The following is a 25,864-nucleotide window of genomic DNA, read 5'->3' as shown; positions in this document are numbered from 1 at the left end:
TTGTGATGGTCTTCGGAGGATATATCGCTGCTGGGGGGAAGATGGGGATCATCCTGAAATCGCTCCCTTTTGAGATGATCATGATTGGTGGTGCAGCCACAGGTGCCTTTATTCTTTCGAATGACCTGCCTTCAATAAAACACACCATGAAAGACTTGGGGAAAGTTTTCAAAGGCGCAAAATGGAAATCCAAAGATTATCGAGATCTTCTTTGCCTTTTGTTTGAGCTTATCAGACTAGCACGGCAAAACCCAGTGGCCATTGAAGAACACATCGAATCACCAGAAACATCTTCGATTTTCGGGAAATATCCAAAAATTCTTAAGGATCATGAGGCGGTGGAGCTGATCTGTGACACTTTGCGTTCAGCCTCCATGAATTATGACGATCCTCACCAAGTCGAAGAAATCTTGGAAAAACAGCTCGAGGCACATTACCACAACGCGATGCACTCGAGTCACGCACTTCAATCTGTTGCAGATGCGATGCCAGCGCTTGGAATCGTGGCGGCGGTTTTAGGCGTCATCAAAACCATGGGGTCCATCGATCAGCCCCCAGAAATTCTTGGGAAAATGATTGGTGGCGCACTTGTGGGAACATTTCTTGGCGTATTCCTTGCCTATGGCTTCATTGGTCCTTTTGCATCTCGATTAAAGTCTGTGACAGATGAGGATAGCCATTTCTATAAATTGATACGAGAAGTTCTGGTCGCAAACCTTCACAACCATGCAACAAATATTTGTATTGAGGTTGGTCGCCAAAACACTCCACACCACATTCGATCCAGCTTCGCAAGCCTTGAAGAAGCTTTGAAAGCAGTAAAGTCAGACGTCGCATGAAAAAGATCTTGATTGCACTTTGCCTTATCGCTTCGCCTGTTTGGGCGGAAAAAATCAACGTACGATCCGGGGATCATGAGACATTTTCGCGGCTTGTCTTTGATATTCCCCCTGACTTGCGATGGGAAGTGATCCAAGGCAAAAATTATGTTCAAATTGCAATCAACCACGAGAACATTCGCTTCAATCTTGACAAGATTTTTCATCTCATCCCAAGAACAAGAATATTAGACGTCCAAGAAGGAGTCGATGGGTCTTCTGTTCGAGTGGAAATGGCCCATGGAGTCTTCGCAAAATACTTTTCGTTGGGAGACGGCAGCCTGGTTCTTGACGTCGGCGCTGGCTTTGAAAAGATAGACGTACACACACAGCCTTTAGAGGATCCCGCTCAGAACAGCTTCGGTGAAGGCGAAGTGGCCGCCTTCACGCCATTCTACCAGCGATCACCAAGTCCCCTCCTTTCTCCACAGGAAGACGTCAAGGTGCTTGAGGAAAACCTGGCTTCTGGCACCGAAGCCAATACACGAATGCACGATGCAGAACTCAATTTAATATATCAAATAGGACGTGCTGCCTCACAAAACTTGATTGAAATAGATCAATCCATGCCGGAATCACCAGAAATAAAACCAGAAATTGAATTTAGCTTTGAAGCCAGGACCTCAACACAACGCCTTCCGCGCGGAGAACAGAATTTTGCAATGGACGCAAAGACAACGATCGACAGGGATAACCTGAGTGCAGTCGGAGCATCGCAGCTTGGCGTAAGATGTTTGAGTGATGAAGAGCTTTACATCTCAGCGTGGTTGGACGACGCTCCAATCATTGAGCAGGTTTCCCATGCAAGACGCCAGCTACTTGGAGAGTTTGACGCGCCCTCTCCAGATGCCGTTGAAAAGTTAGCGAAGATATATATTGCCGCCGGTTTCGGAGCGGAGGCCAACGCGCTCTTGACAGCCATGCCGGTTTCCGAAGATCAATTTATCATTTTGAAAGCTTTAGCGGCTATTGTCGACAACACTCCAATCCCTGTAGGTTCAGACCTCGCAAAGATGACCGATTGCGATACCAACGCGGCACTCTGGGGGCTACTAGCTTCTGATGCTCCACCCAGTGATCTTATTGTTAATTTTTTAGCCGTGAAGCGAGCGTTCTCAGAGCTTCCTTCACACCTTCGCGCTCAGCTCGGCCCCAGAACCATTGACCGCTTACTCAGCTTGGGGGCAATTGATGTGGCGGAGTCAATTCGAAGTTCATTGGCGAGATCGCCAGATGCACTCGTCGAAACCATCACATTGGCGGATTATCAATTTTCAGAGAGTATGAAGTCAACCTACGAAGCGGCGGATGCCCTTATTCCACTCATGGCCTCAAACAAAGCAAGTGGACACGAAGCCCTTCTTCGATACATTGAGACCAGCATAAAAAATCGTGACCCTATCGACGATGAAATAATACAAAATGCAGCCGCCTTAGCATATGAAAACCGCGGACGTATTCAGGAATTTTCCTTTCTTCGTGCTAATATACTGGGCTTGGGATCTGTTGGAAAGTTCAAAATGGCATTTTATAAGCTTCAAGCTTGGCCTGAGGAATCCAATCCGGCATTGCGTCGCGGAACTGTTCATGAATTATTTCGACAGCTCAGTGAAACATCGAACGACCGCGTATTTCTAACCGAGTACTTTTCACATGAGAAGCTAGCCATTGATTCTGACTTGCCAACAGACGTAATATTGAGTTTGGCGGATCGTCTCGCGAATCTGGGTTTCAGCTCTCCGTCAGAAGACATACTAAGTGAGAATATTAAAAGATCTGAGCGAGGGCGCATATTGCTAGCGCGCGCAGCAATCATTGATGGTCATCTGTCTGACGCGATTTCACATGCCAAAGACATCAAAGAGCCTGAAGGACTTCGTCTCCTTGCTACAGCGCATAGCTTAAGCGGAGATCACGATGCGGCGCGCGAAGCATTCGAACGCTTGAATGATTACGAATCCTCATCGCGCGAGGCGTGGCGAAGCGGAAATTTCGAGTACATGCCCCTGAGAGAAATTGGAAAGGAATCTACACCACCTAATCATTTCATGATCAACGATGAAAAAAATTCAAAAAATACAGATCTTGGATTCCAGCCTGAAATCATTTCTCTAGACCAAGCACGAAAGCTACTCGATTTAAGTAAAACAGATCGCGATTCTTTTTCCTCTTTGCTCTTGGAAAGCAATGCCCTGTACGACAATTGAATTACCCCTGCCATTTCGTCATCCTGGACAACCCAATCATGCTGCATCGTGATTTGAGTGCAGATCCCCTTGCCCTTGCGAACCGCAATGATCACCAAAACCACCGACCGGGCGCGCGCCGCTGTCAAGGAGCCGTCAATGTCACCCTGTCTGCCATCAAGGAAGAATCGGCTCCGAGCCAAAAGGTCAACCTGATCGACTTTGGCAGCTTTGCTGTGAAGAAACACGCCGAACTCCCCGGCCGGAACCCCTCGACCGGCACCGTGATCGCCATCCCGACCAGCGGCGGCCTAACCCGAAGACGGTTGCCAAGTGGCGGAAGCGCAAGACAGTCGAAGATCGCAAGACCGGCCAAAGGAGGTGAGCATCCGGCGTAGATCGCGGACGTTGGCGGGTCTTAAGTCGTGGCTTTGGGCTTGCGGGGCCGCGGGGCCCATTTCTGTGCAAGCTGTTCAAAGCGTTCCACGATCATGTCGATCCGGGCGTCCTCAGGATCGAAGCACCCGCCCGACCAGCGAACCATGTCCTCGTGTGGCCCGTGGTCCGGATCTGCGAGGGCCTCGAAGAACTCCTCGTAGCCCGGGGCACCGCCAACGTCCTCTGGCGGGCGGCCTCGAACCGCTCCCAGAAGTCGCTCTCATAGCGTCGCGCCGCTTCCGGGATCGTTGGAAGGGTCGGAAGAATGGCCCTGTCGGCCAGGCCTGGGATCCCGTTCAGAATAATGGGGCGCGTGGCTTGGAACAGAACCTCCTCGGTATCGCTATGAAGCTTGCGGGTTGCAAAGCCGCCACCGGTGGCAAGCTGACAAAGGCTATCGGCCATCGCGGGCTTGATCCGCGACAGGTTGTCGAAGGCCAGCACATGCGCGCCCTGTGCTGCAATCACCAGATCGCGGATGAAGCGCGGGCGACGGGCGCGGGGTGGCTCAGCTACGACTTTGGCGCGCCGTATGATTTCGGTGATGTCGCATTCTCCCATGGCGACGGCGTCGTTCGAGGTGTCTTCGTCGGTCGTGTTGACGACCGTGGTACGATGCTACGGATCACCGGAGAGACCACCTTCGAGTTCATTGACATTTTCGAGGATCAGCTGGATGTCGGCATCGAGGCCGGGGGCACGCCCTATCCGATCACCGGCAACTGGACGGCTCGTTTCGTCGCCGAGGTGATGAAGGATGCCGGGCGCAGCGAATACGGCGGGGGCGTCGAGTGATGATATCCAGGGCGCAATCTCTTGCGGGCGCGCTTGCCCGTTACGCGCTGATCGGACTGACCGGGCTGATCCTCCTCTGGGCATCGGTCGCCGGTGCTCGGTGGGTGACAAGCTTCCGGGAATCGGTGAACCTGCCGAATGGAATGCAGTTGGGCCGAGAGTTCGATTGGAACCGCTACGGCCGCTGGGACCTGTTCGCAACAGATGGGCGAACGAGGCTGGCGCGCGACATAGAGTTCGTCTGCTTCAACGACCGGTTCGTCTACGCACAGGCGCGCGAGCGCGCGTCTGAGGGTCTTTATGACGCCGAGACAGACAGCAGGGTGAACGCGGACTATTCGGAAGCCATGGACATCAGCGGCCTGCACAAACCGGGAGGGGCCTGCGACGGATACTACACGGGCTGGGTTGGCCCCGGCCTCTTGCTGCACGATGGACGATACCCGTTCGTTCCCCCCTGCGACTGGCGAAACATCGGCAATGAAGGTCTACGAGACCGGGACTGGTTCGAACGGCCCTGTGCCCCGGGGCCATGGCCTCGGGACCAGCCATAAAGGTCTGGTATGGCGGGTTCCCGTTTCTTCCCGACGGTTTGCGGCTGTTCCGTGCGACACGACGCCGGCGTTGCGAGCCTGAAAATTGGCTAACAAACGGAAATCACGATGTTATTTCTGGTGAAGGGGTGGACCTCATAACCTGAAGATCGTAGGTTCAAATCCTGCCCCCGTAACCACAGTCACTTGCCTCACGCCCGCCGCTCCCCGGCGGGCGTTGGCATTTGCGGCTACGTCATTGCCGTACAACGACAAAATCGCACCCAATTCGCCGCGAAGTTCGATCAGATGCCCGTTCGGCGCGTCCGGGTCCGGCGTCAGTGTCACGCTCTCGATCAGGCCGCGCAGCAGGTCCGCCGCTTCTGGCCACGCCTCGGGGTCGTTCAGGGCTTCCGAGAGATCCGTGACCTTCCGGGCGTAGGTCTCGGCCAGGCCGGGGTGAATCGCCACCGGTTCTGGTTCGGGCAGGGCGGCCAGCTTCGCCTCAAGTTCCGCCCGTTCCGCTTGGGTCGGCCTGTCCGAGATCGTCGCGCAGGGCGCCTGGGTCTATGTCGTCGGGCGCGACAACCAGATCGGCGCCGCGGCGAAACTGAAGACGATCTACCGTATTCCCGCGGCCGAACTGCAGCCTGCGCCACTGGGCGGTGCCCTGCCGGTGGCGTCCAAGGAAGAGGTCCGCGACCTGATCCCCGACCTTGACAGCCAGGGCGGCTATGTCGTCGACAAGGTCGAGGGGCTTGCGACCACCGCCGAGGGCGAGGGCGTCGTCTCGACCGACACGACGGTGTGGATGATAGCTCGGGCGAGACCTTTTTCCGGTCGATCGGCAAGATCTGATCGCGCCAAACAGGACACCCACACCGATGGTGCGGGCGGTCTTGTCCAGATCACGGGGTGCAGATGAGGCGTGCTTCTGGCTGATTGCGCGGCCCAGGCATCGCCTCGCTGTTGGTGGATCCCCGCAATTAAAAAAGACCGCATCGATCAAAATCGATGCGGTCCGTTTTTGTTTAGCGCCCCGGCCGGGTTGGTCCCGATCGGGGCGCAGCTTGAAGCGATCAGAACTGCATCTTGATCTTCAGCGACGCGGATTGGTTCTCGGTATCCGAGCCGAGCCGCGCGCCGTAAGAGGCGTCAACCGAGACGTTCTTCGACACCTGACCCGAAAGGCCGACCTCGATCAGGCCATAAGTGTCGCGACCATTATCCAGCGTGCTCAGATACGGCGTTGCGCTGCCCGTGTAGGTCGTCACGACCGACCCGTTGCCCGAGAGTTCGGTGCCAAGGCCCGCACCCACGAAGCCCAGCAGACCCGATCCATTCGCCGTCGTCCACTTCGTGACGTGGCGCACCCCGGCGTACAGGTCTGTCCGGTCCACATCGTAGTCGGGAACGGTCAGGTTGGCCGTGCCGGCCCCGGTTTCCTCGTAGCCTTCCATGGAAGCCCGCGCGAAGGAAAGGCCCGCGAAGGCGGTTCCCGCGCCGGCGATGCGGCTGTAGCGGAAATCACCATCCGACACGAACAGACGACCGAACACCTCGATACCCGGGTCACTTCTCAGTGGAAATCAACACCTGCGCGCATCAAAACGCTTCGGCCGGACCATCTGGCGACGATGTCCGTGACGCCACCGGCGATCCACACCTTCGCCCCTGCCGGAAACGCAATCATCGCTTCACCATCAGGCCACTGAGCAAACGCGCCGCGGCATCCATGTCGAAATCCGCAGGAACCGTCACACGACACCTTTTGCAGCAACAGGAACGCGTGATACTGCTCCAGTTGCCGGGTGATACTGTCAAAAAATTCAACATGTGCTTCGCTGTCATAGAGCGGAGGAAGGATGATATCTCCCTCCTCTTGATAGCCTGATATGCCGCAGGCATCTGCACGGCGGGCGAGATATTCCAGTGCTTGCTTGTACCGCTTAATGGGCACATGCAGTCTGGAACAGAATACTTGTGAATCGGGTATCATCTACCCCGCAGGTTTCACCTATATTGACGCCGCCTGCTCAGTGTTGTGCCAATAGGTTTTCAACGCTTCCAATCAGTTCGTCGTTATACGCGCTGTAGCGAAATTCATCATAGAGAGCTTGCGCAACGTCCCGGTCATGTTCCGCATTCAAACCTAAAAGAATATGTTCGGCCAGGAACAGGCCCGCATTACCCCAACCGGATATGGCAGCATTCAACAGGTAAACGGTTCCAACATAGGGATTTTTTGCTGTTCCTTCACCCCGAAGCAACTTGATCCCATAACTGGTCATTGCAATGGGGTACCCTTGTTCCGCAGCGCGCTTGTACAGGCTCGTGACCAGTTCAGGGTTGTTCTGAAAGTAGTGGCAGTGCTGTTTTCCGTAGAGCCATGCGAGAGAGGTATTCGCCGTTGCACTTCCCAGAGACGCAGCCGCTTCAAGTTTGCCATGTGCAATTTCATTGCCTTCGCAAGCACTGTTCGAGAGCTCATTGGAAAACTGTCGTTGCTCTTGGAACTCGAAGATCTCAATCCCTGGATGTACCAGGTTGGCACTGTCAGATCTGATGATGGCCCAATAGATATCGCTCTTGGTCGTATCGGCCCAGGCGGCAAAAGGCGCGCTGAGAAAAGTCAGAAGCAAAATCAAATTCTTGAACATTCTCGAATTCCTGTCTGATGTATGCGCTGTACCCGCTGTTCAAGCTGTACCTGCTGGTGGGTTGCACGCATGGCATGCTGCAAAATTAGGGTTTCACTTGAGAGCTTGGAAATTCATTGTTGTGGCGCCTTCCAGGATGCCCTGGCCTATTCCGTGGCCTCCGAACATTTTGACAACCTTCGAACTCCGTCCCAATCCTCCAGTATATAAAACCCTTGATGGTCTCCATTCACCGAAAAGGTTTTCTCCTCACCGGTCAGAGAGTCCGTGTAGGTAATCGCCAGGATGAAGCTCAAAGGGCCGCTCATGGGACCAAAAAAGGCTTTAGGGTGGAAGACGCCGGTTGCCTTATGCTGATCCACAAGCACCCGTGTTTCGTTCTCGGCGGACGTGCCGGAAAGCTCGATGCCTTCCATCCCCCCGCAAGCCAATGCATACTGGCCATCAAGCCGAGATAGATCGAAGTCATCGGCGAATTGAGGGAGCAAATGTGTCAGCCCCTCGCAAAGATCATCAGCCTCCTGAGAAAACGGCAATCCGCAGCGGTTCTCCTCCGCCGCGTGCGCGGTTTGCAAAAAGCCAAGAACTGCAAGGCAGGTCAGCAGAGTGGTCTTCAATTTTAGCATCCTTGAGAAACGTGGTTTTTGGGGTAAATGCTGGGGCCGGTGCCCCCTTGATATGTACTTTGGGGTACTAACCTTATATAGTTGCGTCCCGCAGTTCCTCACCACCTGGCGAGATCGTGGCACTCTGTTTTGGCGATCTTATCCGGTCTTGAGCTGCCTGGGTAGCCGGGGCCAGAGAGTTTAACGTTCCTAAACTGGGAAATTTGCGTGACTTGTAGAATCCAGATCGATGGCCCAGCGACAAAAGAGGAATTGGAAAGTGACATCCGGTTGCTTGTCAGACTAGCGGCACAATTGCCCTCGCAGTCCTTCATTGCGCGCTTGTCTGAAAGCGATATTCAAGACAACATACCGCTATATATCGGTGAGATCGAAGCTGCCGTCCAATCCACGGAAACCGGGTATGCGTCCGAGATTGCGAAGCAAGTGATCACTGCCGTGCGGAATGCGGCTGAAGCCGGTGATATCAGGCAAGGTGTCGGCAATGCCTTTTCAGTGCTGCATGAAGCCTGCTTGGAACTGCGTCGTCTGATCGCTGCTTATGGGGAAATCGACTGAGCCCTTCGCATTCGCAGCATGGCTGTCGCTATGTGTGGCACGAATGTCGAGTTCGGGCTGGCTGCCGTCATTGCCTCCGGTGACGGGAGCGGTGGTTCTGTCCGCACTGTTGAACTTGGCGGATCCGATCTTGTTGCGCGATGCCACGAAAGACCGGTTCGGGAAACGCTGCGCTGTAGCGATGACCATCTTGGCGAATGTCCGTAAAGGGCCGGTAGCGGTTATTCTCTTGATCGCTGTTCTGCGGTAGAGCGGTGCCGGAAGCTTTCTTTCCGTTGTCCGCCGCTGTCCGCCGTCAAGCTAGCAAGGGGTGCTTGGCGGACAAGGCGGACGGTGGCGGTAACGGTGCACATGCGGATCGATCCCCACCAGGCGGCAGGCCCGTCGCTGCGAATAGCCTTTCTCGGTCATGGCCCAGGACACGGCGGATCTCTTTGCCCCGGGCTTCAGAAATTTTTTCCGAGCATCTCGCGCAAGGCCGAGACATTCATCATCGACTCCGCCGGCAACTTCTTCAGCCGACTGTTCTCGTCCTCGGGTTGCTTCAGCGCGTCGCCTCACTGACCTCCATGCCCGCCATACTTTGAGCGCCAGTTGTAGAACGTCGCATCGCTGATCCCGTGCTTTCGGCACAATTCCGCCGCGCTCAACCCGGCCTGATGCTTCTTCAGCACGCCGATGATCTGTTCTTCCGTGAACCTGCTGCGCTTCATGTCCGTCGCCTTCGCCGGAGAACAGACCAACCCCAAATACGGATATTTCAGGGGAGCAGGTCATCGGGTCCAGGAAAATGTTGGCCCGGTGTTGACAAGCCCCGCAGCTAACCCCTGGTGGTCAGCGCCTCATCCTGGTCATTGACCCGGTTCCAGCGGATTGAGGACCACAACGATATTCCGATCAGCGCCGCACCGCCCAGGCCTGTGATCACCTCGGGGATATGCACCAGCGATTGGGCATACATGATGACCGACAATGCGATGATGGCGTAGAAGGCACCATGTTCCAGATAGCGGTATTGGGCCAATGTGCCCCGTTCCACCAGCATGATCGTCATCGACCGCACATACATTGCACCGATCCCAAGACCAATCGCGATCACGAACAGGTTCTGGCTAAGCGCAAAGGCCCCGATCACCCCGTCGAATGAGAACGAGGCATCCAACACCTCCAGATACAGAAAAGCGCCCAACCCCCCGCGCGCGGCGGATTTCAGCGTCTCTTGCGTGCTGTCGATCAGCCCGCCCAGGACCTCGACCAGAAGGAAGGTCAGAAGGCCCCAGATCGCCGCGGTGAAGAACACCTGCGACTCGGCCCCGTCCAGAAGCCGCGAAAAGCCCAGGATCAGCAGCAGGACCAACGCCACTTCGATACCGCGGATCGTGGCATAGCGCGCCATGTGCCGTTCCAGCCAGCGCACCCAATGCACATCCTTTTCCTGGTCAAAGAAAAAGTTCAGCCCAACCATCATCAGGAAAGTGCCGCCAAAGGCCGCAATCGGCAGATGCGCATCCTGCATGATGCGGGCATATTCCTCGGGGCGGGCGGCGGCCAGCACCAGCGCCTGCCAGGGGCCGATCTTTGCCGCGATCACCACGATCAGCAACGGAAAGACGATACGCATCCCGAAGACCGCGATGATGATGCCCCAGGTCAGGAAACGGTGCTGCCATTCGGGCCGCATATCCTTGAGCTTGTTGGCATTCACGATCGCATTGTCGAAAGACAACGAAATTTCCAGAACCGCCAGAACCGCACAGATGAAAAAGATTGTCAGCATGCCGCCAAGCGTGCCGGTGGTGTGCCAGCCCAGAAAGGCGCCAAGCGCCAAACCCAGGACGGTAAAGATAAAGGCCCAGCGGAAATACTGCAACATCGGGGCCGTGCCCGCCATTTCCGGCGCGGCCTCTGGCCTGAGGGTCGTCTTGCTTGCCATGTCCGATCAAGGTCCAGGCGGCTGGAAGATTTCAGGTGCCGACATCACGAAAGCGCCGCCACTTTCGCCAGAGGGGCCCGGTCACCACGGGTGCCTGCCACAGGCAAGCCGCACATAAATGCGCGTTTCCACACGATGACACAAGGGGCGGCGGCAATCACCGCCCCACCACCCGGTGTGACGTGTCAGGCGCGCCACAGGCGCCGGTCAGCTCTGACGGCCTGGCAAAAAGAACTCCATGACCGACCCGTCGCCTGGGTTCACGCCAAGCCAGTCCTCGGCCTGAAAATCCACGATCAGCGTGGCGCAGGTCGGATAGCGCCTGAATTCGGGCCTCATCGGGGGACGCGCCGGCAACATCGCCGCAAATTCGGCGATGCCGGGATTGTGGCCGATCATCATCACCGTCGGGGCCGTGGCCGTGCGCAGGACCGCCAGCATGACATCAGGGCTGGCATGATACAGCGCCTCGACCAGGCGTACCTCGGGGCGGGTTTCCATCACGGCGCTGGCAACGCCGTTCCAGGTTTCGCGGGTCCGCAGCGCGGTGGAACACAGCACCTCCTCGGGCTCCATCCCGCGCGAAGCCAGAAAATCCCCCAGTTCGTGCGCCGCATGCTTGCCCCGGGTGTTCAGCGGGCGGTCATGATCGGCCAGAAGCGGATTATCCCAGGATGATTTCGCATGGCGCGTGAGGATCAGACGGCGGTGTCCCAAGGGTGTCATTTGTGAAATTGCCTCATGTGCCAAGCGGATTGTCGGGCCAGCCTGCCATAGGTTTGGCTCAACGGGCAAGCGCGGCGCACAAGGCAGCCTGCGTTCAGGCAATTTTCGCCCTCGGGCCGATCCAGAAAGGCATGGCAGGCCGGAAGATCATACCCCGCCCCGGTCAGGGCACCGGGAGGACAGGCCGCGACACAGGGCGCCGTGCACCCCACACAGGGTGCCGCCGCTGCAGGGGTTGGCAGGCTGATCGGGCCCGGCAAGGCGATGGCGCCGCGATAGGACGCCATCAGCCCCATCCGGTCATGCACCAGGAACCGGACAGGCGATGCCCAGGCCCGGCCACTGCGCAAGGCCCAGTGCTGAAACGGATGCCAGGGCGGGCCGCCAAAGGGAAACACAGCCATGCCGTCCAGGCCAAGGGCCAGCGCCCTGATCACCCGCGACGACCAGCGGTCCAACGGATCGGCCGCACCATCCGCGAACTCGGGGCTGGCTGTCACATGATCCCAGAATCCTGGCTCGTCCGGGGATAACAGCGCCAGGGCCGCAAATTTCGCCGGCAAGCCATCTTCGGGCCCAAGCGCCACAAGGCCCGACACAAAAAGCCGTTCGTCCCCGGCAGCCCCTTCCAGCGTCGCCAGCGTCACCGTTTGCGCGGCTTCACGCGCGGCTCGGTCGAGCGGATCAGGCTGCCCGCACCGTGGTCAGTGAACAGTTCCAGCAAACAGGCATTGGGCACACGCCCATCCAGAATCACCACCGCGCGAACGCCATCCTCCAACGCCTTCAGCGCCGTTTCCGTCTTGGGGATCATGCCGCCGGCGATCGTCCCATCTGCGATCATCGCACAGACCTCATCCGGGGTCATCTGGGTGACGACCTCACCGTCCTTGTTCTTGACGCCCGACACATCGGTCAGCAGCAAGAGGCGATCGGCCTGAAGCGCCCCGGCAATCGCACCAGCCGCGGTATCGCCATTCACGTTGAAGGTTTCATTGTCATTCACCCCGGTTCCGACGGGCGCCACCACCGGGATTATCCCGGCATTGTAAAGATCGCGCAGAACCTGCACGTTCATCTCGACCGGGCGCCCGACAAAACCAAGTTCGGGGTCATCGGGTTCACAGACCATCAGGTCGTCATCCTTGCCCGAAATGCCCACCGCGCGGCCACCCTGGTCGTTGATCGCCTGCACGATGCGTTTGTTTACCAGACCTGACAGAACCATCTCGACCACCTCGACGGTGGCCTTGTCGGTGACCCGCTTGCCTCGGACCCAGTCAGAGGTGATACCAAGCTTGCCAAGCAGATCGTTGATCATCGGCCCGCCGCCATGAACCACCACGGGATTCATGCCGACCTGTCGCATCAAAACGATGTCGCGGGCGAATTCCGCCATCGCCGCATCGTCACCCATTGCATTCCCGCCAAACTTCACCACAACGACAGCGCCCGTGTAACGCTGCAGATAGGGCAACGCCTCGGAAAGGGTGCGGGCAGTGGCGATCCAGTCTCGGTTCATGGTCTGCTTTCTCATCGTGGGTTCCCCGGAGCATGCGGGGCAAGTGTTACGGCCAATCGCCCCCCCTGCCAAGCCCCGAGAGCGGCCCTGTCACCGCACGTTGCAAGCGACCCCGGCGCAAAGCTGATCGAGTGTCAGCCCCACCCGGCCGGTGGTCAAAGCCGGGGGCGCGGCCCCCGGACCCCCGGAGTATTTAGGCCAAGAAGAAGCAGGATCGGGGTTCTTCTTGGCTGAAATACTCCTGCCGGAGGCATCCCGAACCCACCAGAGTCGGATCAGCCGAGTGAGGCAATGATCGCGCGCAGGGTTTCGATCCCTTCGCCTTTTTCTGATGAGGTCACCACGATTTCGGGATAGGCTGCCGGATGCTTGCCGAGCGCCGCCTTGACCTGCAAGATCGCCTGTTCGCGTTCGGCGCGGTTTACCTTGTCCGATTTGGTCATCACGACCTGAAACGTGACGGCAGAGCGATCAAGCAGCGTCAGGATTTGTTCATCGACAGCCTTGATCCCGTGACGGGTGTCGATCAGCACGAAGGCACGGCGCAAGGTGGCACGCCCCGCGAGATAGGATTTCAGAAGTTGCTGCCATTTTGCGACGATCGCAACCGGCGCCTGCGCATAGCCATAGCCTGGCAGGTCGACAAGATAGGGGCCGCCCTCGGTTGTGAAATAGTTGATTTCCTGGGTGCGTCCCGGTGTGTTCGAAGCGCGGGCAAGGTTCTTGCGGTTCGTCAGCGCGTTGATCAGCGAGGACTTCCCGACGTTGGAACGTCCGGCAAAACAGACCTCGATCCGGTCCGCGGGGGGCAGGCCGGACATTGCGACGACGCCCTTGAGAAATTCTACAGGGGCGGCAAACATCAGGCGCCCTTTTTCAAGGGTGGCATCGTCCGGAGTCGGGGCAAGGGTGAATTGCATCTGCATTACGAAATCTCCACATGATCGCCACGCGTGACGGTGCCCGCCTCGCGCACCAGCGCGAACAGCCCGAACTGGGCGTTGCCGTTCAGGCGCCGCAACAACGAGAGGACATCCAGATCCTCATGGCCTGTTTCGGGATTGGCACAGATTGCGCGGCAGCGCGTGATCGGTTCAACGATTTCCAGCAGGGCTGTTCCGATCCGCAGGTTGCGACCGACAAGGCCGGGTTCGGACCACGGTACCCAGCCCTCAACCCAGAGATTGCCACGAAACCGGTTGCGCGACAGTGGTACGCCCGCAGCCGCGCCAAGCGCATCAAGCGAGGACCGGGACAGGACCGAGACATAGGGTTCGGGCGAATCGGCAAGAGCCATACCCGGGACATGTTCCACGCTGCGCGGCGCAGGTCGGTGCGCGGGCCAAAACGGGCGCAGCCATTCCATAAGCGCGGCCTGGTCTTCCGGAAGGTCGGGGTGCACGGCCAGCGGGCTGGCCACAGGGTGGGTCAGTGTGACACGCCCGTCGACGGCGGTTGCGGCACGAATCGCCATCAGGCCAGGTGCCGCCGCGCCGCGCAGGAAATTCTGCTTCCCCGCCCAGGCCGTGATCGGGCCATCAGACTTTGCCGCCTGATGCGCGATGGCCCAGTGTCGGTCGAAAGGCAGAGCGCGCCCCCGGGTCAGGGGCGCGCTTTCGATTTCCTCATACCCGACCGACTTGATCGGATGGCGCAGGATATGGGCCAGATGTGCCGTCATTTCCGGGATTTGTCGGCGGGTTTCTTGTCGGCGTCCTTCGTGGGCTTGCGACGGAAACCCTGACGGATGTTGTCGAACAGATCGGGGCGTTTCCCATGCATCGACATGATCGTGTACTGCTGGATGAAGGTGATCGTGTTGTTCGCGATCCAGTACAGTACCAGGCCCGATGCGAAACCACCCAGCATGAACATGAAGACCCAAGGCATCCAGGCGAAGATCATCGCCTGGGTCGGATCGGTCGGGGCGGGGTTCAGCTTTTGCTGGAACCACATCGAGATACCCAGCAGGATCGGCAGCACACCAAGCGAGAAGATGAAGAAGATCGACGACGGATCCGGCGTTGCAAAGGGCAGCAGACCAAACAGGTTGAGGATCGAGGAGGGATCGGGCGCCGACAGATCCCGGATCCAGCCGATCCACGGGGCGTGATACAGTTCGATCGTAACGTAAATCACCTTGTAGAGCGCGAAGAAGATCGGGATCTGCAGCAGGATAGGCAGGCAGCCCGATGCCGGGTTGACCTTTTCCCGCTTGTAAAGGCCCATCATTTCCTGCTGCATCTTCATGCGGTCGTCGCCGACGCGTTCCTTCAGCTTTTCCATTTCGGGCTGAAGTTCCTTCATCCGCGCCATCGAGATGTAGGATTTGCGGGCCAGCGGGAAAACGATCAGCTTGATGATCACCGTCAGCGCAATGATTGCCCAACCCATGTTCCCGATCGTGGCATGAAGCCAATGCAGCAGGCGGAACATCGGTTTCGTCAGGAAATAGAACCAGCCCCAGTCGATCGAATCGACAAAGCCCTGAATGCCGGTGTCATCCTGATAGTTCCGGATGGCCTCCCATTCCTTTGCGCCGGCGAAAAGCATGGTCGTGGCGCTGATTGCGGCACCGGGGGCCACCTCCATCACGGGCAGGCGGGCCTCGGTCTGATAGATGTCGGATTGCGCGACGTATTTCAGGGCTGAGGTGAAGCCTTGACCCGGTGCCGGGGCAAGCGTGGTCATCCAGTATTTGTCGGTAAAGCCAGTCCAGCCATTTTCTGTCACGGTGGCGATATCCGCCTGGCCTTCGCCCGCAACGACATCGAGGCCGGTCACATCGTCGTAATCCACCTCTTGCAGCTTGCCGTCCGTCATGCGCACGGCACCTTCGTGCAGAACATAGACGCGCTGCGTGTCCGGTATGCCGTGGCGCGCGATGATGCCATAGGGCGCAAGGCGCGCTGCGGTATCCGTGTCGTTCTGGACCGATTGCGTCACCGTGAACAGGTAATCACTGTCCACAGCGATCTCGCGATGGAAGGTCAGGCCGGCGCCGTTGTCCCATTCCAGAGTCACGGGCTTGCCGGGGGCCAGAACATCGCCAGCCGCCAGCCGCCAGATGGTACGCGGGCCGGGGACCATGGTCGGATCAAGCCCGGCCCCCGGAACCCAGCCGTAGACGGCATAATAGGGGGTGGAGGCATCCAGGTCAGTCCCGCCTACGGGGGCCAGGAGGCGCACCAAGGGCGCGTCATCTTCCAGCGACACTTTGTAATTGCGCAGGAACAGGTCATCAATCCGACCACCCATAAGTGATACGGACCCAGTCAGCTTTGGCGTGTCAATGGCGACGCGCGGGGCCTGCGCCAGTTCGTTTGCCGTCGTTTCGGCCGCGCCGGTCGAGGGGGTACCGGCCGGGGCCGCATCAATCTGGGCCACGACGGCGGGCTGATCACTTTGCGGAACAGGTTCTGGCGGGGAGAAGAAGGTGTACCAGACCAGGATCACCACGAAGGAGAGCACGGTCGCAAGGATAAGGTTCTTGTTCTGATCTTCCATTAGCGCGGGTCCACCAACCTGTCCTGGGTTGGGGAGGGTTCAACAGAAGGGCTGGCGAAAGGTCAAGCGATTTTCGGGCTTCGCGGCAGAGAGAGCCCTGCGCGGCAGCTTCACGCCCCCGGGCTGCGCCCCCGTCCCAGCCGTGGCGGCCGCGAAATCTTGGCCCGGTGACGTTCAAGCCAAGCCGCCGTTTCCTCGTGCGGCATGGCCCGGGCGATGCCTGAACCCTGAACGTGGCGGCAACCCAGCTGTGCCAGCATCGCATGCTCACCGATCGAGCCGACGCCATCGGCAAGCGTTTCAAGGCCGAGCCCATCCGCCATCGCGATCAGCGCTGCGGCGGCGCGCTGCTGTGCAGGATCGGTATCAATGCGGGCAACGAACGACCGATGCAGACGCAGGCGTTGCGCACCCGACCGACGGATCTGGGCCACCGACGTCGCACCCATCCCGAAATCCGAAAGATCCAGACCCGCACCCATTTCCCCAAGCGCGTCCAGATTGTGGCGCACCACCTCATCCACGAGAAGGGGCAGGATCGCAGGTGTAAGCACGAAGCGCACCCTTCCGGGCGTGATTTCGAACCTGTCGAAATCCCACTGCAGGCGGGATGCGAACTTGGGGTCCTGAAAAGACCGTGGGTGAACCGGCAGGCTGATCGTCACCATGCCGGCACCCCGGCGATCCCAGTCACGCAAGGCATGGAAGGCGTTGAAAACCAGAACCTCCTGCAGTCGGCCAAGCAGGCCCGCCGATTCGATTGCTGGCAGGACCTCGGCCTCGGTCAGAATGCCGCGCACCGCATGGAGCCAGCGCGGCACAGCGTCGAAACCGGATATATCGCCGGTATCGGTACACAGTTGCGGCTGCAGATGGGCGATGATGCGGCCTTCTTCCAGCGCGGCAGCCGCTTCGCGGGTCAGATCATTTTCATGCGTGCGCGCAGGCCAGATATCTGGCGCATAGGCGCGAATCGCGCTGGGACCGCTGCGCCGAGCCGCATCCGCAGCAGCTTCGGCCGCCGCAAGCAGGGCGGCACCTGTCATCTGCGGTGCACGGCTCATCGGGCAAAAGCCGACATGCGCCGTGACCGTCACCGTCTGTTGCCGGATCGAGAGCGGGGTTTCAACAACGGCCTGCAGGCGGGACGAAATCTGGATCAGGCCCTCAAGGTTCAGCCGGGGGGTCGGTTGCAGGATGACCGCGAAGCGCAGGCCATCAAGGCGGGCAAGGATATCACGGTCGCGCAAGGCACCGCGCAAGCGTTCGGCACTGCGGCGCAGCAATTGATCAACCTCAGTCGGGGTACGATCTGCCTGAACCGTTTCCGCATCGTCAAACCCGACAACCAGAGCCGCCGTCTTGCCGCCCGTTTCACGCGCCGCAGCCACGGCACGATCAATCTGCGTCTCGGCCTCGGGGCGCAGACAAAGACCTGTTGCGGCATCAAGATCCGCACCGGCATGCCCCAGGGGCGGCAATGTCCGTCCCATCCAGGCCACACCCAGCGCAGTCGCCGCGATCAGGATCATCGCGTCGGCCCCGAACCAGAGCCCTGCCAGACCAACGGCAGGCAGAAAGACCGCCATTTCCCGTCGCAGCAGCATCGCCGCCGCCGCCCGTGCCCAATGCACAATTCTTCCGGTCATCACCTGCCCCCGGCACCGCTTTCCCCGGGGCACGCGCCCCTGTCCCGGAAGGCTAGGGCGCAATCGTCAGCAGCCGGTTAATCCGACTACCGCAGTTTCGGCGGGTTTATCTTAAATTCTTCGGGTTCCGCTGGTGCGCGCGCCCGCACCAAACCTGCGAAATCGAACAGTGAGGGGTCCAGAAGATGCGAGGGGCGCGCATTCATCAGCGCGCGGAACATGACCTGCCGACGGCCAGGGCTGCGCGCCTCCCACCCGTCCAGGATCTGCTTGACCTGCTGGCGCTGCAGCCCATCCTGAGAACCGCACAGATCGCAAGGAATGATCGGATAGTTCATCGCGCGGGCGAATTTCTCGCAATCGGCTTCGGCCACGAAGGCCAGCGGTCGATAGACGAACAGGTCGCCCTCTTCGTTCAACAATTTGGGCGGCATGGTTGCCAGCCGGCCACCGTGGAACAGGTTCATGAAGAATGTTTCCAGAATGTCATCGCGGTGGTGGCCCAGCACAACGGCAGAACAACCCTCTTCGCGTGCGATGCGGTACAGGTTACCCCGGCGCAGGCGCGAACACAGGCTACAATAGGTGCGGCCCTGCGGGATCTTGTCGACCACGATGGAATAAGTGTCCTGATATTCGATTCGGTGCGGGACACCCATCTTTTCAAGGAATTCCGGAAGAACCGTCGCAGGAAACCCGGGCTGGCCCTGATCGAGGTTGCATGCCAGAAGATCAACCGGCAGCAGGCCGCGCCACTGCAATTCATGCAGCACCGCAAGCAGGGTGTAGCTGTCCTTGCCGCCTGACAGACAGACCAGCCACTTCGCGCCGCGTTCGATCATGCCGAATTTCTCGATCGCTTCACGGGTTTCGCGCACGATGCGCTTGCGCAGCTTCTTGAACTCGGTCGAGGAAGGCGCATCCGCGAACAGCGGGTGGATCGGTTCAGCGTCGTCATCAAGCATCGGAATCATCCTTCGCAGGCGGGACCGGGTCATAGCCATGGCCACCCCAGGGGTGGCAGCGGCAGATGCGATGGGCGGTCAGATAGCCGCCCTTCAGCGCGCCATGCTTTTCCAGCGCCTCCAGCGCATAGGCCGAACAGCTGGGCTGATAGCGGCAGCCATGCCCGACCCAGGGGCTGAGCAGCAACCGATAGGCCCGCACCGGCAGGGCCACAAGGTGGGCCAGCGGGCTCATCCGCGCCCCCGTCTGGGGCCTTTTGGGGGGACAGGCTCGGGTCGGGGTTTGCGGGGCTTGTCGGAATGCACCTCGGCCAGGGCGTGGCGCAGATCGCCCAGCATCGCGGCAAAATCGCGCCCGGCAGTGGCACCGGGACGGCCGACCAGCACATAATCCCAGCCCGGGCGACCGGCACCCGGCAGGACCAGGCGGGCCACCTCACGCAGGCGGCGTTTGGCGCGGTTGCGCGCAACCGCATTGCCGACCTTTTTCGAACAGGTGAACCCGACGCGGATCAGATCCGGCGCCACAGGCTCGTCTGCCTTACGGGGGCGGGCCTGAAGCAGAAAACCCGGCGCGCCTTGCCGCCGGGCAGAAGCCGCACGCAGGAAATCGGCGCGCTGGCGCAGAATCTCGATTCGGGATGGTTGCACGCAAACAGAAACCGCCGGTGCGCTTCCCTCGCTCCGGCCTTGCGGGCCAGTCACGGGAACCTCCGGCGGCGTCATGCCTTGCAGGCCGTTCTTGCCTTACGCCGAAAGAACCTTGCGGCCCTTGGCGCGACGGGCGTTCAGCACGCGGCGGCCCCCCTTGGTCGCCATACGGGCGCGAAAGCCGTGGCGGCGGGCGCGAACAAGGTTCGACGGCTGAAAAGTGCGTTTCATCGCGGTTACTCCGGTTCGGGCACCCAAACCGCCAGGATTCGAGAGCCTCTGTCATTCGAAGCCCGGTCTTTAGTCGGGCTTGGGTCCCAAGTCAATTCGCCCGCGCGGATTTTCTTCGCGGGCTTTTGCCGGTGCGGCAAGGCACCTATTTATTCGGCGAAGGGTTTGGTATTCCCTGAGAATGCGGCGACGGGACGGCGGGCATGCGGTCAGCCAACCTGTTGCGAATGGGTGAGGCATGGCGCTGAACACACTTTCTGGTCGTTTCCTGATGCTGACGAGCGTCTTCGTCATGCTGGCCGAAGTGCTGATTCTTCTGCCCTCTCTTGGCAACTTTCGTGAGGATTACCTGCTGACGCGCCTGGAACGTGCGCAGATCGCATCGCTTGCCCTGTTGACGACGGATGAGCTGATCGATCCCGATCTGGAAACGGAACTGCTGGAAAACGCCGGCGTGTTCAACGTTGTTCTGCGCCGCGATGCGATGCGCCAGCTGGTGTTGTCGTCGCCCATTCCCGAGGCGGTGGCGGCCACCTATGATCTGCGCGACGGGTCCGCGCTGGGGCGGATGCGCGATGCGCTCGTGCTGCTGGGCAATCCGGCCAATCAGGTGATCCGGGTGATCGGCGATCCGGTCCGGCAAGGCGGCCTTGTGATCGAGGTCACGATGGAAACCGCGCCGATGCGCGCCGCCATGATCGAATACGGGATGCGGCTGTTGGTGCTGTCGGCGGTGATCTCGGTTCTGACGGCGCTGTTGTTGTTCCTGGCAGTGCGCCGGTTGATGGTCACGCCGATCAAGCGCGTGGTGGCGCATATGGCCGCCTATGCCGAAGCCCCGGAAGATGCCCGCCGGATCATCGCGCCACAGGCCCGGATCGCCGAACTGCGCGTGGCCGAGGACGCGCTGGCCTCGATGCAGCGCGACCTGACGGCGGCGTTGCGCCAGAAGGAAAGACTGGCGCAGTTGGGTCAGGCGGTTGCAAAAATCAGCCATGATCTGCGCAACATCCTGACGACCGCGCAGCTGTTTGCCGACCGGATGGAGGAAAGCGACGACCCGGCGGTGAAGCGGTCGGCCCCAAAGCTGGTCAATTCGATCTCGCGCGCGGTGAACCTGTGCGAAACCACGCTGACCTTCGGGCGCGCGGAAGAACCGCCACCGGCACTGTCACGTTTCATGCTTGCGGGGCTGGCCGCCGAGGTGATCGATGGCGAAACCCTGTCGGCCCATGCCGCAGGGGTGGATTTCGTAACCGACATCGCGCCGAATCTGGTGATCCGGGCCGATCGCGAACAGCTTTACCGCGTCCTGTCCAACCTGGTGCGAAACGCCCGTCAGGCGATCGAGGCGACGGGGCGGCCCGGCACCATTGAGATCGGCGCCGGCGAAGAGGAAAGCGGCTGGTGGATTCGGGTCGGCGACACCGGCCCCGGCCTGCCCGAGCGCGCGCGCGAGCATCTGTTCCAGCCCTTTGCCGGGGGCACGCGCAAGGGCGGCACGGGCCTTGGGCTTGCCATCGCGGCTGAACTGGTGCGCGGCCACGGCGGTCGCCTGGATCTGGTGCGCACCGATTCCGAGGGCACCGAATTCATGTTGCACCTGCCCAAGGACCTTGTCCTGGACAACGCCGCAGCCTGAGCCGCACGCATTTCTGATCTTTTCCGAATTTTGCCCTTGCAAACCCCAGGAACGAAGTCTAAATCCCGCCCCACAGTGGACCCGTAGCTCAGCTGGATAGAGCACCAGACTACGAATCTGGGGGTCGGGCGTTCGAATCGCTCCGGGTCCGCCACCCTTCATCTTGAAAATATTGTATTTTCCTGATGCTCGACCGGAACGGTTAGGAACCGGTTTGCATCCAGTGGTAAGCCACCCCCCCATAGCGCCGCAAATGCGGGTCACGGGCTGAAGTGGCGGGTCGGCTTCCAGACGCTGATGTGAAAACTTTCGGACAGAATTTTCCCAACTCACTCGCTTTGGGCAGCTGCGCGCATCCTCTGGTGCGTTCTGGCAAGGACAAAGGCCACCCTTCACTCCCAAACCCCGAGAATCACTGTTCGCCACCGTCCGCCTTGTCCGCCAAGCAACCCTTGCTAGCTTGACGGCGGACAACGTGGACAACGGAAAGAAAGCTCCCGGCCCACTCCTGCCGTTCATCAAAGACGCCTTTGCTGCGGTGCAGCCTCACCAGACCGGCCGTTCGACCATCGCGCAGCACTTTCGTAGAGCGAAGGCCGGTAGGCGGGACAAAGTGGACGTTCAGACCTCGAAGGCAGATAGGATCGGACAGGAACCGGATTTGCCTTCCGCACATTCCCGCGCCAACCGCTGCAGGCTCTGCCTGGCCCGTTGCAGTTCCGCTATCTGCTCATCAAGTTTGACCATCCGCTTTTCAGCCATCTCGTGCGCGCGATGATGGTCATGACCCGAGTCCAAGGCGATCAGTTCCCGGATTTCCTCCAGCGTGAACCCCGCCTGCTGCGCCTTGCGGATGAAGCGGAGGCGGCGAACATCCTCGTTCCCGTAGCGGCGGATACCACCGTCGCGCGGAGGCGTCCCGAGCAAATCCTTACGTTGATAAAAGCGGATGGTCTCGACACCGACGCCGCCCGCCTCGGCAAGTTTTCCGATGGTCAGCATCTTTTCCTCTTGATCCCGTACTATGGTACGGCACTTATATACAGTCCGGCCGCTCCGAATCAAGGATGAGAAGGAGACATGAAGATGTCGGACCCCGTTGGCGCCGCAAAGACGGCGCGTCTTTACCGGATGATGACGCCGGACCACACCTGCCCCTATGGCCTCAAGGCTTTGGACCTGCTGAAGCGGTCTGGCTATGCGGTCGAGGATCACCACCTCGCCACGCGCGAAGCGGTCGATACCTTCAAGGCCGAACATGATGTTGCGACCACGCCGCAGGTCTTCATCAGGGACAAGCGCATCGGCAGCTATGACGATCTTCGCCGTTTTCTCGGCAAGCCGGTGGCGGACCCCAAGGCGACAAGCTACAGGCCGGTCATCGCGCTGTTCGCCATGACCCTGCTGATGGCGCTGGCCGCCAGCTTCGCCGCCTATGGTTCGCCTTTCACGATCCGGGCTGCTGAATGGTTCATCGCCTTCAGCATGGCGGTGCTGGCGCTGCTCAAGCTCCAGAACGTCGAGAGCTTCGCCACGATGTTCCTGAACTACGACCTGCTGGCAAAGCGGTGGGTGCCCTATTCTTACATCTATCCCTTCGCGGAAGGGCTGGCCGGCATCCTGATGATCACCGGAGCGCTGACCTGGCTGTCGGTTCCTGTCGCCCTGTTCATCGGCACCATCGGCGCGACTTCGGTGTTCAAGACGGTCTATATCGACCGGCGTGAACTCAAATGCGCCTGCGTGGGCGGGTCGAGCAACGTACCGCTCGGCTTCATTTCTCTCACCGAGAACCTGATGATGATCGCCATGGCGGTCTGGATGGCGCTCGGCGCATTCAGTCTGCTGCCTGTCTGGGCGCACGGGATGTAATCCCCTCGCCCTATGCCGCGCAATCCCCGGCTCCCGTAGTCGTGGGGCATCCGTCGACCGATGCCCCGGCCTATGGCTGGGTTGATCGAATGGACTTCGACCGCAAGAGCGGCAAGTTGAACGGCACCCTGCGCGACGTTGACCCCGCGTTCGCGGCGGCGGTGCGGGAAGGCCGATACAAGAAGGTGTCGGCGGCGTTCTTTCTTCCTGACAGCGCCGCCAATCCGGTGCCGGGAACGCTCTACCTGCGGCACCTTGGCTTCCTTGGCGGTGCCGCGCCTGCCGTGACCGGCCTCAAGCCTGTCAGCTTTTCGGCAGAGGCGAATACGGTCGAGTTCGCCAGCGACTTCGACGCCCGCGACCTTGCCGCGCGGGAAGCCGCCGACACCATCGCCGCGCTTCGGGCCGAGATTGCCGCCCTGAGGCAGGAACTGGACGCGCTCAAGCCGGTCGAGCAACAGGCCGAAAGCCCTGAGTTTGCCGCCATGCGCAGCGAGGTCGCAGCCGTCCGGCGCGAGAAGCTGGATCACGAGCTTGAAAAACTCATCGATCAGGGGCGACTTCTGCCCGTCCTCAAGGCGGAGGTGCTGGAGTTCGCGACTGGCTTGGATATGGCAGACACGGTTTCGTTCTCCGATGGTGCCGAAACCACGCAACGCGACTGGTTCATGGGCTATCTCGCGAAACAGCCGCAGGTTGTTTCCTTCGGCGCGATGGACCTTGGCAATGATCCGTTCAGCACGGTCCCGAACTCGCGTCAGGGCGGCAACATTCCTGACGGGTATCATGCCGACCGCAGCCAGGATGCGCTTCTGGCCTCGGCACGTCGGATCGTTCAGGACAAGGGCGTCAGCTTCTCCGATGCTCTGGATGTCGCCATGAAGGAAGCGCGGTGATGTCCGACAGCGCACCGGCGACCGCACAAACGCAACAAGCCGCACCGGGGAACCCCGGTGCGGCTCTTTCAGCGGATCAGGAGCTTCGGCGGCAATGCCTGGTCTGGGCATTCCAGGCCCGTGACTTCTGCGATGTGCCGCATATGCATGTCGTGAACGTCGCACAGGCTTACTACGACTTCATTTGCCGCACACCTGCCCGGCTTCGCGAGGAAACGTGGCAGGAGAGCCAATCGAATAGCCTATAAGGAAATGGCGGATAGCCGGGGTGATCCGGCTATCCAATCGCGCGCCGTCACAGGGCCCATCACCTACCTTGCCGCGCGACCAATGCCCCTCGCGCCGCAAGAACACATGCAGCCGCCGATAGCCGAACCGGCGACGGATCCGCGCCAACTCCTTCAGCCGCTCGCGCAGCACGGGATCATCCTGTCGGATGCGCCCACAGGTAGAGAACTACTTTGTCTGGGACAGCGAGATCATAGGTTTTGGCGTGCGTGTCATGCCATCGGGCACCAAGACCTATCAGGCGCAATATCGCAAGGGCGGGCGCACGCGGCGCATCAGCCTTGGACGGCATGGCAATATCACGGCAGAGCAAGCCCGGCTGAAAGCGCGCGAGGTCATGGGGCTTGTAGCAAAGGGCGACAACCCTGCCGAGGAAATCGCGCAGGAGCGCCGGGCGCCAACCGTGGCAGCCCTGTGCGAACGCTTCTTTGAAAGCCACGTCAAGGAGCGCTGCAAGCCCTCCACCGCCTCGGAATACCGCCGGGCTATCGACAGGTTCATTGTTCCCGCCATCGGCGCATTCAAGGTTGTGGACGTGGAGCGCAAGGACATTGCCGATCTGCATCACAAGCACCGCGACATTCCTTATCAGGCCAACCGCACGCTTGGGGTTCTGTCCAAGATGTTCAACCAGTCCGAAGTCTGGGGCTTGCGCCGGGACGGATCGAACCCCTGCCGCCATGTGCCGAAATATCGGGAACACAAGCACGAGCGGTTCCTGTCGCAGACCGAGTTGCAACGGCTTGGGCAAGTCTTGACGGACGTGGAACGCGAAGGCAGCGAAACGCCCTTTGTCGTGGCCGCCTTCCGGCTTTTGATCCTGACCGGATGCCGCCTTGGTGAGATCCAGACGCTGAAATGGGAATACATCACACCGCGTCATATGGAACTGCCCGACAGCAAAACCGGCGCACGGCGTATTCCCCTGCCCCAAGCGGCGCGCGATGTGCTGGACGCCCTGCCCCGGCTGGATGACAACCCCTATATTATCGCGGGCAAGCTGCCCGGACGCTATGCGACCGACATGCAGCACCCGTGGCGGCGCATCCGTGAACGGGCCGGGTTGAAGGATGTGCGCATTCACGATCTGCGCCACACCTATGCGTCAATGGCGGTCTCGGGCGGAATGCCGATCCAGATGGTGGGGCGACTTCTGGGACACAGCCAGTTGCAGACCACAATGCGCTATGCGCATCTGGCCGATGATCCTGTATTGGAAGCGGCGACACAGAACGCCGCACAGTTGAGCACCCTTATCAGCGCCCCGCGTCCCGAACGCGCGCGCCCGCATCTGCGCGTCGTACAGTA

Annotated in this window: 30 protein-coding genes, 1 tRNA gene and 2 pseudogenes; 13 read left to right on the top strand and 20 right to left on the bottom strand. The window is 59.9% G+C overall.

Annotated elements, in window-relative coordinates; all coding sequences use genetic code 11:
- The first annotated feature begins 2 nt into the window (after positions 1 to 2).
- From motA to ACK8OU_RS18255, 3 genes are read left to right on the top strand one after another with little or no spacing between them, the layout of a single operon-like run.
- Positions 3 to 839, top strand: a complete 837-nt coding sequence (gene motA / locus ACK8OU_RS18265; protein ID WP_410304786.1) for a flagellar motor stator protein MotA — start codon at positions 3 to 5, stop codon at positions 837 to 839.
- A complete protein-coding gene (locus tag ACK8OU_RS18260; protein WP_410304785.1) occupies positions 836 to 3,085 on the top strand; it encodes a hypothetical protein in 2,250 nt (749 codons plus the stop codon). Before motA ends, ACK8OU_RS18260 begins: the two co-directional genes overlap by 4 nt.
- A gap of 38 nt (positions 3,086 to 3,123) precedes the next feature.
- A complete protein-coding gene (locus ACK8OU_RS18255; protein WP_410304784.1) occupies positions 3,124 to 3,462 on the top strand; it encodes an HU family DNA-binding protein in 339 nt (112 codons plus the stop codon).
- Positions 3,463 to 3,482: 20 nt separating this feature from the next.
- Here the strand turns inward: ACK8OU_RS18255 and ACK8OU_RS18250 are convergent, their stop codons facing one another.
- Complete coding sequence (locus tag ACK8OU_RS18250; RefSeq protein WP_410304789.1) at positions 3,483 to 3,713, bottom strand: IS1096 element passenger TnpR family protein; 231 nt, start codon at positions 3,711 to 3,713, stop codon at positions 3,483 to 3,485.
- Positions 3,714 to 3,820: 107 nt separating this feature from the next.
- Here ACK8OU_RS18250 and ACK8OU_RS18245 point away from each other — a divergent pair, with 107 nt between their 5' ends.
- Both ACK8OU_RS18245 and ACK8OU_RS18240 read left to right on the top strand, forming a co-directional pair.
- Positions 3,821 to 4,297 carry a hypothetical protein gene (locus tag ACK8OU_RS18245; RefSeq protein WP_410304783.1) on the top strand — a complete coding sequence of 159 codons (477 nt, stop codon included), beginning with the start codon at positions 3,821 to 3,823 and terminating at the stop codon, positions 4,295 to 4,297.
- Positions 4,297 to 4,851, top strand: a complete 555-nt coding sequence (locus tag ACK8OU_RS18240; protein ID WP_410304782.1) for a hypothetical protein — start codon at positions 4,297 to 4,299, stop codon at positions 4,849 to 4,851. The genes ACK8OU_RS18245 and ACK8OU_RS18240 overlap by 1 nt, the downstream gene beginning before the upstream one ends.
- A 135-nt stretch (positions 4,852 to 4,986) precedes the next feature.
- Here ACK8OU_RS18240 and ACK8OU_RS18235 read toward each other — a convergent pair whose 3' ends face one another.
- Entirely contained in the window at positions 4,987 to 5,301 is a 315-nt protein-coding gene (locus ACK8OU_RS18235; RefSeq protein ID WP_410304781.1) for a hypothetical protein, read from the bottom strand.
- 52 nt (positions 5,302 to 5,353) lie between these two features.
- Between ACK8OU_RS18235 and ACK8OU_RS18230 the strand changes: the two are divergent.
- A pseudogene (locus ACK8OU_RS18230) lies at positions 5,354 to 5,688 on the top strand (esterase-like activity of phytase family protein); the annotation flags it as partial.
- A gap of 221 nt (positions 5,689 to 5,909) precedes the next feature.
- Here the strand turns inward: ACK8OU_RS18230 and ACK8OU_RS18225 are convergent.
- From ACK8OU_RS18225 to ACK8OU_RS18210, 4 genes are all read right to left on the bottom strand, one after another.
- Entirely contained in the window at positions 5,910 to 6,389 is a 480-nt protein-coding gene (locus ACK8OU_RS18225; protein ID WP_410304780.1) for an autotransporter outer membrane beta-barrel domain-containing protein, read from the bottom strand.
- Positions 6,390 to 6,409: 20 nt separating this feature from the next.
- Positions 6,410 to 6,829: a hypothetical protein gene (locus ACK8OU_RS18220; protein ID WP_410304779.1), complete on the bottom strand. Its 420-nt coding sequence runs from the start codon at positions 6,827 to 6,829 to the stop codon at positions 6,410 to 6,412.
- Between the two features lie 37 nt (positions 6,830 to 6,866).
- Positions 6,867 to 7,490, bottom strand: a complete 624-nt coding sequence (locus ACK8OU_RS18215; protein WP_410304778.1) for a tetratricopeptide repeat protein — start codon at positions 7,488 to 7,490, stop codon at positions 6,867 to 6,869.
- 146 nt (positions 7,491 to 7,636) lie between these two features.
- Positions 7,637 to 8,107 carry a hypothetical protein gene (locus ACK8OU_RS18210; protein ID WP_410304777.1) on the bottom strand — a complete coding sequence of 157 codons (471 nt, stop codon included), beginning with the start codon at positions 8,105 to 8,107 and terminating at the stop codon, positions 7,637 to 7,639.
- A 279-nt stretch (positions 8,108 to 8,386) separates the two neighbouring features.
- On the opposite strand from ACK8OU_RS18210, the gene ACK8OU_RS18205 reads away from it, so the two are divergent.
- Positions 8,387 to 8,674 (top strand): hypothetical protein, encoded by a 288-nt coding sequence (locus ACK8OU_RS18205; RefSeq protein ID WP_410304776.1) that lies wholly within the window; start codon positions 8,387 to 8,389, stop codon positions 8,672 to 8,674.
- Between the two features lie 324 nt (positions 8,675 to 8,998).
- On the opposite strand, the pseudogene tnpA reads toward ACK8OU_RS18205, so the two are convergent.
- From tnpA to rpmH, 13 genes and pseudogenes are all read right to left on the bottom strand, one after another.
- Positions 8,999 to 9,387: pseudogene (tnpA, locus tag ACK8OU_RS18200) on the bottom strand (IS66 family insertion sequence element accessory protein TnpA); the annotation flags it as partial.
- Positions 9,388 to 9,494: 107 nt separating this feature from the next.
- Positions 9,495 to 10,565 carry a DUF475 domain-containing protein gene (locus tag ACK8OU_RS18195; RefSeq protein WP_410304788.1) on the bottom strand — a complete coding sequence of 357 codons (1,071 nt, stop codon included), beginning with the start codon at positions 10,563 to 10,565 and terminating at the stop codon, positions 9,495 to 9,497.
- Between the two features lie 249 nt (positions 10,566 to 10,814).
- Positions 10,815 to 11,333, bottom strand: coding sequence for a SixA phosphatase family protein (locus ACK8OU_RS18190; RefSeq protein WP_410304775.1), 519 nt, complete (start codon positions 11,331 to 11,333; stop codon positions 10,815 to 10,817).
- Positions 11,330 to 11,980 carry a ferredoxin gene (locus tag ACK8OU_RS18185; RefSeq protein WP_410304774.1) on the bottom strand — a complete coding sequence of 217 codons (651 nt, stop codon included), beginning with the start codon at positions 11,978 to 11,980 and terminating at the stop codon, positions 11,330 to 11,332. Before ACK8OU_RS18185 ends, ACK8OU_RS18190 begins: the two co-directional genes overlap by 4 nt.
- Positions 11,977 to 12,855: an acetylglutamate kinase gene (gene argB, locus ACK8OU_RS18180; protein WP_410304787.1), complete on the bottom strand. Its 879-nt coding sequence runs from the start codon at positions 12,853 to 12,855 to the stop codon at positions 11,977 to 11,979. Before argB ends, ACK8OU_RS18185 begins: the two co-directional genes overlap by 4 nt.
- A 275-nt stretch (positions 12,856 to 13,130) precedes the next feature.
- Complete coding sequence (gene yihA, locus ACK8OU_RS18175; protein WP_410304773.1) at positions 13,131 to 13,781, bottom strand: ribosome biogenesis GTP-binding protein YihA/YsxC; 651 nt, start codon at positions 13,779 to 13,781, stop codon at positions 13,131 to 13,133.
- On the bottom strand, positions 13,781 to 14,536 hold the full coding sequence (locus ACK8OU_RS18170) for an MOSC domain-containing protein (RefSeq protein ID WP_410304772.1): 756 nt from the start codon (positions 14,534 to 14,536) through the stop codon (positions 13,781 to 13,783). The genes yihA and ACK8OU_RS18170 overlap by 1 nt, the downstream gene beginning before the upstream one ends.
- Positions 14,533 to 16,362 carry a membrane protein insertase YidC gene (yidC, locus tag ACK8OU_RS18165; protein ID WP_410304771.1) on the bottom strand — a complete coding sequence of 610 codons (1,830 nt, stop codon included), beginning with the start codon at positions 16,360 to 16,362 and terminating at the stop codon, positions 14,533 to 14,535. The genes ACK8OU_RS18170 and yidC overlap by 4 nt, the downstream gene beginning before the upstream one ends.
- A 110-nt stretch (positions 16,363 to 16,472) precedes the next feature.
- The gene (locus tag ACK8OU_RS18160; protein WP_410304770.1) at positions 16,473 to 18,011 is read right to left on the bottom strand and encodes an EAL domain-containing protein; all 1,539 of its coding nucleotides are present in this window, start codon (positions 18,009 to 18,011) and stop codon (positions 16,473 to 16,475) included.
- Positions 18,012 to 18,097: 86 nt separating this feature from the next.
- Positions 18,098 to 18,976, bottom strand: a complete 879-nt coding sequence (ttcA, locus tag ACK8OU_RS18155) for a tRNA 2-thiocytidine(32) synthetase TtcA (protein WP_410304769.1) — start codon at positions 18,974 to 18,976, stop codon at positions 18,098 to 18,100.
- Positions 18,969 to 19,211: a membrane protein insertion efficiency factor YidD gene (yidD, locus tag ACK8OU_RS18150; protein WP_410304768.1), complete on the bottom strand. Its 243-nt coding sequence runs from the start codon at positions 19,209 to 19,211 to the stop codon at positions 18,969 to 18,971. Before yidD ends, ttcA begins: the two co-directional genes overlap by 8 nt.
- Positions 19,208 to 19,702, bottom strand: a complete 495-nt coding sequence (gene rnpA / locus ACK8OU_RS18145) for a ribonuclease P protein component (RefSeq protein ID WP_410304767.1) — start codon at positions 19,700 to 19,702, stop codon at positions 19,208 to 19,210. Before rnpA ends, yidD begins: the two co-directional genes overlap by 4 nt.
- A 21-nt stretch (positions 19,703 to 19,723) precedes the next feature.
- Entirely contained in the window at positions 19,724 to 19,858 is a 135-nt protein-coding gene (rpmH, locus tag ACK8OU_RS18140) for a 50S ribosomal protein L34 (protein WP_073061402.1), read from the bottom strand.
- Between the two features lie 238 nt (positions 19,859 to 20,096).
- On the opposite strand from rpmH, the gene ACK8OU_RS18135 reads away from it, so the two are divergent.
- Positions 20,097 to 21,500: a sensor histidine kinase gene (locus ACK8OU_RS18135; RefSeq protein WP_410304766.1), complete on the top strand. Its 1,404-nt coding sequence runs from the start codon at positions 20,097 to 20,099 to the stop codon at positions 21,498 to 21,500.
- Positions 21,501 to 21,577: 77 nt separating this feature from the next.
- A tRNA-Arg gene (locus tag ACK8OU_RS18130) sits at positions 21,578 to 21,654 on the top strand.
- A 467-nt stretch (positions 21,655 to 22,121) separates the two neighbouring features.
- Here the strand turns inward: ACK8OU_RS18130 and ACK8OU_RS18125 are convergent.
- A complete protein-coding gene (locus ACK8OU_RS18125) occupies positions 22,122 to 22,502 on the bottom strand; it encodes a MerR family transcriptional regulator (protein WP_410304765.1) in 381 nt (126 codons plus the stop codon).
- A 78-nt stretch (positions 22,503 to 22,580) separates the two neighbouring features.
- Between ACK8OU_RS18125 and ACK8OU_RS18120 the strand changes: the two genes are divergently transcribed.
- From ACK8OU_RS18120 to ACK8OU_RS18105, 4 genes are all read left to right on the top strand, one after another.
- Positions 22,581 to 23,372: a MauE/DoxX family redox-associated membrane protein gene (locus ACK8OU_RS18120; protein ID WP_410304764.1), complete on the top strand. Its 792-nt coding sequence runs from the start codon at positions 22,581 to 22,583 to the stop codon at positions 23,370 to 23,372.
- An 89-nt stretch (positions 23,373 to 23,461) separates the two neighbouring features.
- The gene (locus ACK8OU_RS18115) at positions 23,462 to 24,268 is read left to right on the top strand and encodes a hypothetical protein (protein ID WP_410304763.1); all 807 of its coding nucleotides are present in this window, start codon (positions 23,462 to 23,464) and stop codon (positions 24,266 to 24,268) included.
- Entirely contained in the window at positions 24,268 to 24,516 is a 249-nt protein-coding gene (locus ACK8OU_RS18110; RefSeq protein ID WP_410304762.1) for a hypothetical protein, read from the top strand. The genes ACK8OU_RS18115 and ACK8OU_RS18110 overlap by 1 nt, the downstream gene beginning before the upstream one ends.
- Before the next feature lie 188 nt (positions 24,517 to 24,704).
- On the top strand, positions 24,705 to 25,864 hold a 1,160-nt coding region (locus ACK8OU_RS18105; RefSeq protein ID WP_410304761.1), incomplete at its 3' end, for a tyrosine-type recombinase/integrase.

Source organism: Pontitalea aquivivens, assembly GCF_046507575.1.
In the GTDB taxonomy this organism is placed as follows: Bacteria; Pseudomonadota; Alphaproteobacteria; order Rhodobacterales; family Rhodobacteraceae; genus Pontitalea; species Pontitalea aquivivens.
The sequence above is the reverse complement of the archived record's forward strand: the minus strand, read 5'-3'. Positions and strand labels throughout refer to the sequence as shown.

Coding starts and splice junctions, on each gene's coding strand:
- yidD (WP_410304768.1), bottom strand. CDS start 19,211: ATGAGCCCGCTGGCCCACCTTGTGGCCCTGCCGGTGCGGGCCTATCGG.
- ACK8OU_RS18260 (WP_410304785.1), top strand. CDS start 836: ATGAAAAAGATCTTGATTGCACTTTGCCTTATCGCTTCGCCTGTTTGG.
- ACK8OU_RS18170 (WP_410304772.1), bottom strand. CDS start 14,536: ATGACGGCACATCTGGCCCATATCCTGCGCCATCCGATCAAGTCGGTC.
- ACK8OU_RS18195 (WP_410304788.1), bottom strand. CDS start 10,565: ATGGCGGGCACGGCCCCGATGTTGCAGTATTTCCGCTGGGCCTTTATC.
- yidC (WP_410304771.1), bottom strand. CDS start 16,362: ATGGAAGATCAGAACAAGAACCTTATCCTTGCGACCGTGCTCTCCTTC.
- argB (WP_410304787.1), bottom strand. CDS start 12,855: ATGAACCGAGACTGGATCGCCACTGCCCGCACCCTTTCCGAGGCGTTG.
- yihA (WP_410304773.1), bottom strand. CDS start 13,781: ATGCAGATGCAATTCACCCTTGCCCCGACTCCGGACGATGCCACCCTT.
- ACK8OU_RS18125 (WP_410304765.1), bottom strand. CDS start 22,502: ATGCTGACCATCGGAAAACTTGCCGAGGCGGGCGGCGTCGGTGTCGAG.
- ACK8OU_RS18220 (WP_410304779.1), bottom strand. CDS start 6,829: ATGATACCCGATTCACAAGTATTCTGTTCCAGACTGCATGTGCCCATT.
- ACK8OU_RS18120 (WP_410304764.1), top strand. CDS start 22,581: ATGAAGATGTCGGACCCCGTTGGCGCCGCAAAGACGGCGCGTCTTTAC.
- ttcA (WP_410304769.1), bottom strand. CDS start 18,976: ATGCTTGATGACGACGCTGAACCGATCCACCCGCTGTTCGCGGATGCG.
- ACK8OU_RS18190 (WP_410304775.1), bottom strand. CDS start 11,333: ATGACACCCTTGGGACACCGCCGTCTGATCCTCACGCGCCATGCGAAA.
- ACK8OU_RS18160 (WP_410304770.1), bottom strand. CDS start 18,011: ATGACCGGAAGAATTGTGCATTGGGCACGGGCGGCGGCGGCGATGCTG.
- rpmH (WP_073061402.1), bottom strand. CDS start 19,858: ATGAAACGCACTTTTCAGCCGTCGAACCTTGTTCGCGCCCGCCGCCAC.
- ACK8OU_RS18135 (WP_410304766.1), top strand. CDS start 20,097: ATGGCGCTGAACACACTTTCTGGTCGTTTCCTGATGCTGACGAGCGTC.
- ACK8OU_RS18110 (WP_410304762.1), top strand. CDS start 24,268: ATGTCCGACAGCGCACCGGCGACCGCACAAACGCAACAAGCCGCACCG.
- rnpA (WP_410304767.1), bottom strand. CDS start 19,702: ATGACGCCGCCGGAGGTTCCCGTGACTGGCCCGCAAGGCCGGAGCGAG.
- ACK8OU_RS18115 (WP_410304763.1), top strand. CDS start 23,462: ATGGACTTCGACCGCAAGAGCGGCAAGTTGAACGGCACCCTGCGCGAC.
- ACK8OU_RS18240 (WP_410304782.1), top strand. CDS start 4,297: ATGATATCCAGGGCGCAATCTCTTGCGGGCGCGCTTGCCCGTTACGCG.
- ACK8OU_RS18255 (WP_410304784.1), top strand. CDS start 3,124: ATGCTGCATCGTGATTTGAGTGCAGATCCCCTTGCCCTTGCGAACCGC.
- ACK8OU_RS18215 (WP_410304778.1), bottom strand. CDS start 7,490: ATGTTCAAGAATTTGATTTTGCTTCTGACTTTTCTCAGCGCGCCTTTT.